Here is a 12,455-nt window from a genome sequence, read left to right as displayed (position 1 = left end):
ATCGGTTCAGGTTTTGCAAGTTATGTCCAGCCGTTGCCGCGTTGGGGTGGTAATATAGGCGTAGGAATAACGTATTTCACATACGGTGAATTTGAAGGTTATGATGCCAATGGTGCTGCGACGTCATCATTTCATGCCAACGATATGGCGTGGCATGTTTTTTATGCGCGCATGTTGGATGAACACATTTCCGTCGGCGGGACATTCAAATATATTCGGAGCACGATTGATGAATTCACATCTTCCGCATGGGCGATGGATGCCGGTGTGCAGTATTCACCTGAGGAACGTGTGCGCCTGGGCATTGTTTTGCTCAATGCGGGTTTCGTCAGTGATCCGTTTATCCGCCATAAAGAAAGCCTGCCGTTATCATTGCAAGCCGGCGTAAATTATAAACTGCGGAATGCCCCGGTTACGGTCAATCTGACATTTACCGATATACAAAATGATCTGATCAAAAGCCCGGTAGTCGGCGCAGAGTGGATGCTGCACGAAAGTTGGTCGGTACGTCTCGGTTACAGCTTACAGCGTGACCGTGAATTGCATGCAGGTTCTTCGGATTTTTTGGATCGTATGGCCGGAGCCTCCGCCGGTATAGGATTTAAATACGATAAATATATCGTGGATTATTCATTTGCATCATGGGGCATCGGTACACTCAATCGTTTTTCAATTCAATATCAATTCTGAAACATACGGCACGGTATGACCTTGTTCGAAAATCATTCTTTTATGCTGCTGATCTTCAATGCGCTTGTGGTATTTACGGTATTGGCCAATATCTATCAGGAATTATATGCGGTCATCCGATTTAGTGAACGCACGATGGGCAAAGCACAGTTTTATCAGGCGACCGCAGGGCGTTTGGAAACCATAGTGTACTGGTGCGGATTTTTTGTCACGTTACTTATCAGTGCGCTGATTCTCTTATCCGATGCCGAAAATCACACCAATCTGGTCGCATGCATAGCATTAGCCGTCGGTTTTTTTGTCAATGCGGTTGTGTCACGCATCTGCTTTTTCAATGAAATCGGCATCGGGAGTGTCAATGTCCAATCGGAAATGGAATTTCAGTGGAATGAAATAAAATCGTTTTATTGGCAAAACAACGTACTGCATCTTCAGTTGCGCCGGAAATTATTCGGCCACATTCGCATGCGGTTTAGCGATAGCACGTCTATTCTATTAATCAATGAACGCCTGCACCGCTTGGTGGACTCGGGCGTATCTCTGCGCACGGAAAGTGCGCCGATCCAAGGATAAATTGTTCCCCATTTTCCGGAGTTGTGTATGAAGTTAGAAGTCAAGCGCCATAATAAAAAATTGTGGCTCAGCATGATCGTCGCCGTCGCCGTATTAGTCGGGCTCAATGTCGCGCATGCACCGGCATTTCGTAGCTGGGAAGAAAGCGGTTTGGATTTTTTGTTTAAGATACGAACCGATGTGCCCGAACAAATTCCTGTCGTGGTTGTGATGGTGGACGAAAAGGCGTACGAAAAGGATTTTGGGTATTATGACCCATTACCGCGGCGTTATCTTGCGCGATTGATTGATACACTCAAGGCCAAAGGCGCGAAAACAATCGCTCTTGATATCGCCTTTTATGATAAGTTAGATCAACTCGACGCCCGGGGCGACACGCTTTTGCGCGATGCGATGCGCCGTGCCCGCAATGTCGTTTCGGTTTCGATTTGGCATCAACGTGAAGACGGTTCCATACGCATACAGGAACCGGATCCGTTTTTCCGTCCCGCTTTGCAAGCCGTGGGATATGCCAATCTTCAGATTTCCGGCGGCGGCGGTTTAGCGAGTGTGCGCGAAGTGCGTCCGGTGGCTACCATGTCCGACAATACCATGTTGCTTTCTTTTTCAGCGGCGGCTTACTGCCAGATGATGGATCTTCCGGCGGAGGAATTTATCCGTGATATACGTGAAAATCGCTGGCAACTTTTGCCGCGTATTCCGCGTGATGCCCAAGGCAACATGCTGATCAACTATATCAGCGCACCGAGCGAATGGGTGAAACAGGAGGACGGTACGTGGACGCAAATGACGCCGAGCCGCATTACGACCTACCGCAGTAGTCAGCTGACCGGCGATATCGAATGGCCGGAAGATATTTTCAAAGATAAATTGATCGTTGTCGGAAACGGTTCGGAATTTGTACCCGATCGGTTTATCACCCCGTTTTTCGAACAAACACGCCGCAATTGGATGTACGGCGCCGAAGTACATGCCAATGCATTTCTCACCCTGCTTAATAAGTCATTTATTGATAAACCCGGCTGGCCGGTGATCGCACTGTGTATGCTGCTGCTCAGTATCACTATGGTGATGGCTACGGTACGTTTGGGATTCGCCGCCGAAATGGCCACGCTGACCGTTCTTTTAATCACCGTATGGACCGGAGCGCATATTCTGTTTGCCGGGGGATGGTGGATTCCCGCCGTAAGCCTGTCTCTGGTGGTTCTGCTTTCATATTTTATGACATCCATATTTCAGGCGTTTACGGAAGAACACGATAAAAAGCAGATCAAAGGAATGTTTTCGCGCTACGCGCCACCGGCGTATGTAGACCAACTTGTGCTGGATCCGTCGAAACTGGAGCTTGGCGGCGAAGAAAAAGAAATCAGTATTCTGTTTTCGGATATCGAAGGATTCACGTCCATTTCAGAGACGATGGCACCGAAACAATTGGTCGAATTGCTCAACGATTATCTTAACGCGATGACGCAACGTATTTTTCAACAAGGCGGTACGTTGGATAAATATATCGGCGATGCGATCGTGGCCGTATTTGGTGCACCATTGCCGCAAAATGAACATGCGCTGCATGCGTGTTATGCAGCGCTGGACATGCAATCTTCCTTAGAAGAATTTCGTGCTAAATGGATGGCTAAAGGTATGCCGGCCATTCGCAATCGTATCGGTGTGAATACCGGCCGGGTAGTGTTTGGTAATATCGGTTCGGATATCCGATACGATTATACGGGCATCGGTGATGCCATGAACCTGGCATCGCGCCTCGAGGCGGCGAATAAACAATATGGCACCTATCTGATGATCAGCGAATTTACCCATGCTCAGGTGCGTGAGCGGGTGATCGTGCGCGAACTGGATATGATCGTCGTCAAAGGCAAAACCAAACCGGTCAAAGTGTACGAACTTTTGGGTCGTGCTAATGAGCCTTTGCCGGAAAACACACGCCATCTTTTGGCACGTTATCAGGAAGGTATTGATCTGTACCACAAACGTGAATGGAGCGAAGCGATCCGCCGATTTGAGCAAGCGCTTACCTATGCGCATACGGATGAACCGTCCAAGCTGTATATTCACCGCTGTAAGCAGTTTATCGCAGAACCGCCGGCGCCGGATTGGGATGGTACATACCATCTGACATCGAAATAAGCCTTGAGTTTACAAGAGGTTTTAAATTATATTCGCGCGAAGCGGTTTACCTGATGACTTTCGTTTGTATTCACATCAGTTCAACAAAGTTTTGAGATGAGTATTCTAACATAGAGAGGTGAGGTATGAAGTCATTTATGTTAACATGGTTCGTCGCATTGGCTTTGAGCCTTTCGGCGGTTAACGGGCAGGATAACGGTGTCGCGTTCCTGTCATCCATCAAAGGCACTATCAAAGTAACCGATGCGTCGGGTAAAGAAAAAAAAGCATCGCCCAGCCTCAAATTGCTGGCCGGCGATAAGATCACAGCCAGCGCCAACAGTTCCGTCAGCGTCATGTATTACAGCGGCAAAGAAGTCGTTCTGAAAGCCGGACAAAATCACGTGATTACGGCCGTCAAAACGGAAGATTCATTCCTGTCGGGATTGTACAAATCTCTGTCGGGAATGTTGTGGGGAGAAGCTTCTAATTCGTCCATGGCCGGAGCGACACGCGCTTGGGCCGGTGATGCCAATCGTAATATCACCGCGGTATATCCTTCAGAATCCAAAGTCATCAACGATAGTCCCGTTTTCGAATGGGCCGACCACCGCGCCACACCGGGCAATGACTATGTGATCACGATTTCGAGTGAAATTTCTGATTTTAAATACGAAATGACCATCAAGGGGTCAAAACAAGCTGCGTATCCTAAAACAGCGCCCAAATTGAAGTCTGATGAAAAATATCAATGGTCCATCAAAGATGCGACCGGCGCTGAAGTTTCTCCGACAGCCAAGTTTTCATTACTGGCTCCGGAAGATAAAGAAACGTTGGAAGACGACATCAAAGAAGTGGCCAAAGTTTGCAATAATGATAACACCAATCCGCAGTGGTATCTTTTGAGTGCGGCATTGTATCGCGATTACGGTTTGATGAAAGAAGCCGAAACAGCCATCAAAGCTTTGATCGCCATGAAGCCTGATATGGTGCAAGCGCACGTCATGCTCGCTACACTGTACAAAGAAACAGGCCGACTGGAAGAGGCCAAAGCCGCCGAAGAGCAAGCACGCAAATTGAGCGAAGGCAAAAAATAAAATTTAATACGGTTCAGCTTTTAAGAGGCTGTTTCAAAAGTTCAATGGGTAAGATTTTTTCGTCGCATGAAAAAATCAAGTTGAGCGGCTGAAACAGCCTCTTTTATTTTTCTGTTATCGGCAAATTATACTGAGCATGTCTGCGGCGATCTGATTTACAACCGATGGGGATTCCGATTCTGGAAATAGTGAGGCGCGCAGTTTATCCAGTTCGTCGAGCATGTGATGGCGATACACGTCATTGAGAAGTAATTGCTCGATTTCTTGCGCGATGGATTCAGGCCGGGCGTGGTGTTGTATAAATTCACGCACGACGGTATTTCCTGCGAGGATATTGATCAGCGAAATATGACGAATACGCAACCAGGCGCGTGCGATCAGGTAGGTGAGTGTGCCGGTACGGTACACGATCAACGACACTTTACGATGGTAGATCAGTTCGAGATTGACGGTTCCCGATTTGGCCAAGATGGCATCACTGTGAGTTATCACCTCATCGCTCGTATGGCACCATGTAATATTTAATGTCGGAAAATGCCGATGGGTCGTTTCATAGATGGACGCATCTACTTCGCCGACGCGACTTATATACAGATGAAGGGGTTGCCTTGATCGTTGCGAATAAAGAAGGATACTTTGTAACATGATAGGAAGTATGCGTACAACTTCCTGGTTGCGACTGCCTGGAAGAAGTCCGAGCGTTATGTGGTTATCTTGCTTTTGATGCGGGTTTTGGGGATATTTTCCGGCGCTAAGCATGTCGCGAATCGGATGACCGAAGTAGCGACTTCGTATTCCGCGGCTTTGATATAAGTCGTTTTCAAATGAAAAAAGCGGGTACACGGTATGGCATAATTTGGCGATGCGATGGATGCGTTTTTTTCGCCAAATCCAAACTTGCGGCGGAATAAAATAAAAAATAAAAGGACTGCGTTCTCCCAGCGTTTTTTTTATCAAGCGTGCGACGGATAGATTGAAATCCGGGAAATCAATCAGAATAATAGCGGCAGGTTTTTCGGCAATGATATGGCGGATTACTTTTTTTCGCAGTTTTAACCAGTAACGGATCGAACGAAAAACTTCAACGAAGCCCATGACAGAATGATACGTGGTATTTTCCCATAGTTGCACACCGGCTTTTTGCATCGCATCACCGCCGATACCGGACAGTCGGCTAGTCGGATTGATACTCAGAAGTCGCTGTGCTAATAATGCGCCATACAGATCGCCCGATTTTTCACCGGCGAGTAAGATGATGTGCTGTGGCGGAGTGAGGTTATGCATCGGTGCGATGATAATGTAAATAAGATTTAAAATCACGGATAATGATAATGGATGAACAATTGCGCGCCGCGCTGGGCGATCTGATAGCTATCGAAGAAATAGTTTTCGAGTGGGATACCGCCTACGTAGCTTTGCGTACACCGCAGATCAACACGGATCTTATGGCGCAAATCGAGGCACGTTTGGCGCCGCTCGGACTTAAAAGTTCGATTGCCAGCATCAACCGCATTCCGCGCGGAATGGAAGATACGATCGTGCTCAGGATCGAACCCGTAACGGCCGCATGGAATCCGATACGACGTTACACGATGACGCAGGAGGTCGAAACGCCCAGCCGCTGGGCATGGCTAAGCAATCCTTGGGTAAATGGCATCTTGTTTGTTATTACGTTTGCTGTCGTATTCATGACGGGCGCCGCAACGATAACCAACAGATCATTGTCCGATGACTGGGATTGGGTGATGGGTTTTCAGTTTTCTTTTTCGCTGTTAGGTATATTAACAGCGCATGAATTCGGACATTATTTTGCCGCGCGTTACCATAAGCTTAATGTGACATTGCCTTATTATCTTCCGGGGATTCTTATTCCGCCGATACCGTGGTTGGGTTTTCTTGGGACAACAATTATGCCCGGCACGTTTGGTGCTTTTATTCGTATCAAGTCGCCGATTATTAACAAACGCCAACTCATGGATGTCGGTGCGGCAGGACCGATTGCGGGATTCGTGGTGTGTTTATTCGTGCTCATATACGGTTTTGCAACCATCCCGGATAAAACATGGGCGTATCAGTTTTACAATGTAGAGGAAATTTTTTCGGGCCAGCCTGTGATGTATTTTGGTGATTCGTTGCTGTTCAGATGGCTTGGCCACGAACTCGCCGGTGATCGTATGCCGGCGATGTATGATATCGTGCATTATCCGTTTATCTTCGCAGGATGGTTTGGATTATTGGTCACCGCGCTTAATATGCTTCCGATCGGCCAATTGGACGGTGGTCATATTTTATATGCACTGATCGGATCAAAGCAACGTTTTGTGGCATATGGGGCATTTGCCGTGATCATTACGATCGGTTTATTCTATGGCGCGGGGAGCTGGTTTATCTGGGCGCTCCTGATTTTATTTTTGATTCGATTTAAACATCCGCGGGTGATGGATGAAGACGAACCGCTGGATAACAAACGAATTGCGATTGGTATTGTATCGTTCCTTATTTTTTTTGTAAGTTTTATCCCGTTGCCGGTGTATGAAAAAATACCGATTCCTTAAATAAAGAAAGTTAATGCATGCGTTATCATTCCCGATTTGACAGTTATAACCGGTGGTTGGGAACCGACTATCCGATGGTCAAACTTCTTATTTCGATCAATGTCGTGGTATATTTTATCCAGTACATCCTGATATTTTTTGGATTGGGACGATGGGTATCCATGCATTTGGCCTTGTCACCCTACATCTGGGATGGCGAAATCTGGCAACTTGTGACCTATATGTTTTTGCATAGTGCCAATGATCCTTTTCACATTTTGTTTAATATGCTGGCTCTGTGGATGTTTGGCAAAGAACTGGAAATGGTGTGGGGCAGTCGTGAATTTGTGAAATATTATTTTATCTGCGGCGTGGGTGCGGGTCTGACATTTTTATTTTTTTCGAACGGCATTGTCGTTGGTGCGTCGGGTGCGGTGTTTGGCATATTGTTGGCTTTTGGCATGACCTTTCCCGATCAAATCATCATGATGAGTTTTTTATTTCCCATCAAAGCCAAATACATGGTGATGATCTACGGTGTGATTACGTTTATGAATATCGCCAATCCCAGCGGAGATAATATCGCCCACCTTGCGCATCTTGGTGGTATGGTCTTCGGATTTTTGTATTTGAAAAAAGAGTGGTTCAAGCGGAAAATGCAGGAAACTCCGAAACCGCGCACCGCAGAACGTCCTCCGGTTACACCGCCGGTAATGACCGTTCAGAGCCGACCCAAACCGCCTGAACCCAAGCAGGTTATTCGTGATCGGGTGGATGAGATATTGGATAAAATCAATGAAGTAGGTTACGATAAACTGACGGCGGAGGAAAAAGAAATATTACTCCGTGCGAGTCAAAACTATGCGGAGCAAAAAAAACCATGAGCTTTCGCGATCGTTTGCAGCAGGCGATGCAGCTGAGCCCGGTGTGTGTCGGGCTTGATACGGACATGCGTTTGATACCGGAATTTCTGCATTCGGCTCCTAATCCGATTCTGGAATTTAACTGCCGCATCGTGGATGCGACGATAGATTTGGTAGGCGCATATAAGCCTAACTTTGCTTTTTATGAAGGGCATGGCGTGGTGGGCATGGAAGCGTTGCGTGAGACGGTAGCCTATATTCGTGCCAAAAATCCGGATATCATCACCGTGGCCGATGCCAAACGCGGTGACATTGGCAATACGGCGGCCATGTATGCGCAGTCTATTTTTGAAGACCTTGAGTTTGACTGTGTGACGGTCAATCCGTATATGGGATGGGATTCGGTGTCGCCTTTTGTCAAAGATCCCGAATACGGGGCGTTTATTTTATGCCTGACGTCCAATAGCGGTTCGCACGACTTTCAATACAAGATGATCGACGGAAAACCTTTGTATCGTCATGTTGCCGAAAAATCGCAATTATGGAATACATCCGGCAATATCGGATTGGTCGTCGGTGCGACGCATCCGGACGATATGAAGTCCGTTCGTGAAGCGGCGGGGGATATGCCTTTTTTGGTGCCGGGCATCGGAGCGCAGGGGGGCGACCTGGCTAGCGTCGTCCAATCCAACGCATCGGGGGAGACGCTGCGTGCATTGATCAATTCGTCCCGCAATATTATTTATGCTTCTAACGGAAAAGATTTTGAAGATGCGGCACGTAAGGCGACAGAATATTTACGCGATCAGATAGGAAAACTCTTGCAATCGGGGGTTTGAGGTATTATATTCGCCCCGCGTTTTTTGAAGTACATACTTCGGGCGCTTAGTCACGCCGTTGGCGTGACGTCTCGCTATCCACATTTTTTCGGGCGCTTAGCTCAGCTGGTTTAGAGCGTCTCGCTTACACCGAGAAGGTCCTTGGTTCGAATCCATGAGCGCCCACTTCTATTAGCATCTTCCTTCATCGTTTCAATCATTTTTTTACCACAGTGTCTTTTATAAGACGTAAGGTTTTTCTATTCTGCATATATTGATCCTATCGCAGAAAGCAGATCCATACTATGAAATTAGAGCAAACTAAAGATAAAGTGGGTTTATATATCAACCATTGTATTGCTCAGCTATATATTTCAGAGGTTTTTGTTCTACCTGTGGTCCCATACAGGTGTGGGCCCGTATCCATTTTGGAACATGAATCCGTTCACGCCTAAACTATTAGTACTGTTGGCAGCAAAAAACTTGGTGGAAAAGTTACTTAAAGAGTGTAGATGAAGCTGTTCAAGTGCTAGATGATACTCATGCAGGAGAAACATCCAAACACAAAAAGGTTTAAGTAAAAAATGACAATTGAACAAAAAAAACACAAGTTATACTCAATTGCTCTTAAATTTTTGACATTTAAAATAACAAACAATTTAAGAAGAATCGACATGGATGTCTATGTCGATTCAAACAGGATACTGCTAACTGCAGTTTATGCTACGGACCCATCTGAATTGGAATTAGAACTTTTAGATGATATAGTAACAGACACTAACGCTCATATCCCAGATTTTTTTGTAGAAAGTATGGTAGTAGCAATGAAGGACTACGATATAAATAAAGATCATGATTTTGTTCTATTTGCAGCATATGACGAGTATTGGGAAACAAATTTGTAAAGTATTTTCCGTAATGTTTCATTTGGTTTTTTTTGAAATAACAGCATGTTTGTGATGATTTCACTGTTATTTCCTACGCCGCCGGAAACAAGCATTTCAATAATGCAGTTACAATATGGAAAAAATAGAGAAAATAAAGCAAGCCAAAATAAGAGAAATCATAAAGGTTGTTTTACAAGACATACTTTTAGAACTCCATTTTAATGTTAGTTATTTAGATGAAAAACTTACTTTTAAATTAAGCATCGGCGATGATGGTGAAATAGTAGCCTTCAATATAGAGGAAAAATGGTTGTTTTTAAATGACATAAAATATGACTCTTTTTTGGTAAGTTATGTGACTGACCGCGATGCCGATTTGTTTAGATTGCTGCAAGATAATATTTTAAACATAAAGTTTGGATTAGAGAAAACTTTAGACACTAACAGTTGCGTTATTTATTATGTTAAAATTAATACAGATAGAAATGAGTTCTTGTTTTTTAATAACGGTGATGAGGGAGCGTATTCGTTTAATTCAAATATCAAAGATATCTTAAATAATGATATTTATGGTTATGAATGGTCTGACAAACCGCAGTGGTGATGCTAATTGGGCGATTAGCACTAAATGAAAGAATTACGCTCTTGAACGATGGTAAAGAAAAGTCTTTAATAAGATTAGTTGGATTCTGGAATTAAACTGATTTTTTCAATAAAACAGATTTTGAGGGTGTGGCGTGTAGAATGAAGAAAAAATTAAAAAAATATTACAATCGTTTCTTGAGGTATTGAAAATTTAGTTTATTTTTAACCGCATGTTTCGAACACATAGCTCAGCTGGTTTAGAGCGTCTCGCTTACACCGAGAAGGTCCTTGGTTCGAATCCATGAGCGCCCACATCATTTTTGATGTGTCAAAATGTAAAACCGATCATTAAATTATTAATGGTCGGTTTTTTAATTTTTATTAATTGAGAAACTTTAACATTAACTTAAAATTTTCAATGAATGTAGTTCTTCGTAACGGAGAGTTTTGCCGGTTTTAATCAAAAATCACAGATGATTTCGGGGGCTTTAAACACCAATATTTTTTCATTCTACAATCATTTCAGATAAAAATAATTTACATAGATAGGAAATGAACTTATGTACCACGTAATATTTTCTCGATTGAGCAAAACGATACTCCTCTTTTTGAATGTAGTCATTTATTCCTCTTGTTCCAGTTCGTTCTCGGTGAATATGGAAAACGCATCCAATCGAGATGCGCTTACTTCTAAATTAAATGACCGTACATGTGAAATAAACGTCAAAAAAAAGGGAACGATAAAGGCCGATCACATCACACTTACGGACACACATATTATCTGGTCACATGTGAAAACCACTCAAAGAGACAGTGCGGCATTAAAAGATTTGATCATGCTGTCATGGCGCAATCGTAAGGAAGGTATGTACCGCGGATCGGCGATCGGATTTGCAACCGGGGCAGTCGGAAGCGTTGCATTGACAAAACTTGGAAATTCCGGTGTTCCTTTTTCTACCGGTGATTATTTCCTGATTGCTATTTCTAATGGCTTATTGGGAGGATTGGTTGGAATTCCGACGGGATTGCTTTTCGGAACAAAATATGAAGTATATCCCTGTTTGCCGAATTCAAAAAGAGATTGTAAGTAATCGTTGAATATGGATTACATAAAAAGCGTGCTTACCTACTCTGCTCGTCTGATCCGCACAAGCGGGAGCGAATTAGCTTTTTTGTGTCCGAGGACCTATGCTACAATCAATTGGATATGAACATTAATGATAATTAAAAGTGTAAAGCGAGGGGATGGTTTTATATTCAAGCTGGTGGAGTAGAAATTGATATAAAACTAACTGATATAAAAAAGTAATTAAAAATGGCAGACAAACTTTATGATTTATTAGTTAGTATCGGAATTGATCCTATTTATTTTTCAGCAATAGTTGCACTACTAATATCGTTGACTTATTTCAAACACTGGCATGACTGGGAGAATTTACCAGGTTATCAGATGCGTTGGATAATCACCGTATTTATTGGAACAGCTTTTTTGGTATTTTCTAGTTTGATCAAATTCGCTTGTAATCACATGTAATTATGTTCACTCACAGTGGACAGTATTAAGTTCTAGATATACGTCTGTTGTGTTGGCGAGATAGTTATCCTGCATCTATTACTCACACTAGATGCGCTGTTTTGACTGAGCGTGACGTAGTTAACGGAAATAAGAGAGACGCCGAGGATTGTCACGCCTGACTGCGTGAAAGCCGAGGCGAGGAGAGAGGCCTCTAAAATGATTAAAACGACAGAAGATATTCGAGTACAATGGAAAATTGTATGGAAATTATTTATGCTTTGTGGTATTTGTTTGGCCGCTTATTTCACAATAAAATACTTTAGTTTTGATTTTCTAGTGAAAAATTGGAAAGGCATCTTTAGCACAATTTTTATGTTTTTAATTTTAGTTGTTATTCTAACTGATCGTACTTCTTTAAATACTATAGGAGGCATTTCATCATGGGGATTTAAGTATAGAACGAAATGGATTGGAAAAAAAAACGCATTTAATTGGACTGACATAAAAAGTGTTAATTGTTTTAGCCCATCATGGATGCCTCTTAAAATAATTTGGATAAATGTTATAACTTCCAGTGGTTATTTCAGTTTTAATATAGGTTTTTTTTGGTCAAACTATAAAAAGGCACTCAAACTCATAGCTTCGAAAGTTGATCGTTCTAAATTTGATACCAAAACTAAACAAATAGTAAATAAATATAATTTTTAAAAATTCCTTAGTTACTTTTATCTATTCACGTCTTGATCAGAGGTGCTTCCGAAAAAGCTT

Annotated in this window: 13 protein-coding genes and 2 tRNA genes; 14 read left to right on the top strand and 1 reads right to left on the bottom strand. The window is 43.4% G+C overall.

Features of this window, described 5'->3' with window-relative positions; all coding sequences use genetic code 11:
- From HUU58_13395 to HUU58_13380, 4 genes are all read left to right on the top strand, one after another.
- The coding region (locus tag HUU58_13395; GenBank protein NUN46665.1) for a PorV/PorQ family protein at nt 1–690 on the top strand (690 nt) is incomplete at its 5' end.
- 15 nt (nt 691–705) lie between these two features.
- On the top strand, nt 706–1,263 hold the full coding sequence (locus HUU58_13390; GenBank protein ID NUN46664.1) for a hypothetical protein: 558 nt from the start codon (nt 706–708) through the stop codon (nt 1,261–1,263).
- A gap of 27 nt (nt 1,264–1,290) precedes the next feature.
- The gene (locus HUU58_13385; protein NUN46663.1) at nt 1,291–3,408 is read left to right on the top strand and encodes an adenylate/guanylate cyclase domain-containing protein; all 2,118 of its coding nucleotides are present in this window, start codon (nt 1,291–1,293) and stop codon (nt 3,406–3,408) included.
- 125 nt (nt 3,409–3,533) lie between these two features.
- Complete coding sequence (locus tag HUU58_13380; protein NUN46662.1) at nt 3,534–4,484, top strand: hypothetical protein; 951 nt, start codon at nt 3,534–3,536, stop codon at nt 4,482–4,484.
- 114 nt (nt 4,485–4,598) lie between these two features.
- Here the strand turns inward: HUU58_13380 and lpxB are convergent, their stop codons facing one another.
- A complete protein-coding gene (lpxB, locus tag HUU58_13375) occupies nt 4,599–5,804 on the bottom strand; it encodes a lipid-A-disaccharide synthase (protein NUN46661.1) in 1,206 nt (401 codons plus the stop codon).
- 11 nt (nt 5,805–5,815) lie between these two features.
- Here lpxB and HUU58_13370 point away from each other — a divergent pair, with 11 nt between their 5' ends.
- The 10 genes from HUU58_13370 to HUU58_13325 all read left to right on the top strand — a co-directional run bounded on the left by HUU58_13370 (nt 5,816) and on the right by HUU58_13325 (nt 12,395).
- The gene (locus tag HUU58_13370; GenBank protein ID NUN46660.1) at nt 5,816–7,039 is read left to right on the top strand and encodes a site-2 protease family protein; all 1,224 of its coding nucleotides are present in this window, start codon (nt 5,816–5,818) and stop codon (nt 7,037–7,039) included.
- 17 nt (nt 7,040–7,056) lie between these two features.
- On the top strand, nt 7,057–7,902 hold the full coding sequence (locus tag HUU58_13365) for a rhomboid family intramembrane serine protease (protein ID NUN46659.1): 846 nt from the start codon (nt 7,057–7,059) through the stop codon (nt 7,900–7,902).
- Nucleotides 7,899–8,720 carry an orotidine-5'-phosphate decarboxylase gene (gene pyrF, locus HUU58_13360; protein NUN46658.1) on the top strand — a complete coding sequence of 274 codons (822 nt, stop codon included), beginning with the start codon at nt 7,899–7,901 and terminating at the stop codon, nt 8,718–8,720. Before HUU58_13365 ends, pyrF begins: the two co-directional genes overlap by 4 nt.
- Nucleotides 8,721–8,810: 90 nt before the next feature.
- Nucleotides 8,811–8,885: transfer RNA gene (locus tag HUU58_13355), tRNA-Val, on the top strand.
- Nucleotides 8,886–9,373: 488 nt separating this feature from the next.
- Nucleotides 9,374–9,604, top strand: coding sequence for a hypothetical protein (locus HUU58_13350; protein ID NUN46657.1), 231 nt, complete (start codon nt 9,374–9,376; stop codon nt 9,602–9,604).
- 115 nt (nt 9,605–9,719) lie between these two features.
- Nucleotides 9,720–10,190, top strand: coding sequence for a hypothetical protein (locus tag HUU58_13345; GenBank protein ID NUN46656.1), 471 nt, complete (start codon nt 9,720–9,722; stop codon nt 10,188–10,190).
- A 226-nt stretch (nt 10,191–10,416) separates the two neighbouring features.
- A tRNA-Val gene (locus HUU58_13340) sits at nt 10,417–10,483 on the top strand.
- 344 nt (nt 10,484–10,827) lie between these two features.
- Nucleotides 10,828–11,262, top strand: coding sequence for a hypothetical protein (locus HUU58_13335; GenBank protein NUN46655.1), 435 nt, complete (start codon nt 10,828–10,830; stop codon nt 11,260–11,262).
- A gap of 224 nt (nt 11,263–11,486) precedes the next feature.
- The gene (locus HUU58_13330; GenBank protein NUN46654.1) at nt 11,487–11,705 is read left to right on the top strand and encodes a hypothetical protein; all 219 of its coding nucleotides are present in this window, start codon (nt 11,487–11,489) and stop codon (nt 11,703–11,705) included.
- Nucleotides 11,706–11,903: 198 nt separating this feature from the next.
- A complete protein-coding gene (locus tag HUU58_13325) occupies nt 11,904–12,395 on the top strand; it encodes a hypothetical protein (protein NUN46653.1) in 492 nt (163 codons plus the stop codon).
- Nucleotides 12,396–12,455 lie beyond the last annotated feature (60 nt).

The organism is bacterium (assembly GCA_013360215.1).
Lineage (GTDB): Bacteria > CLD3 > CLD3 > SB21 > SB21 > JABWCP01.
The sequence above is the reverse complement of the archived record's forward strand: the minus strand, read 5'-3'. Positions and strand labels throughout refer to the sequence as shown.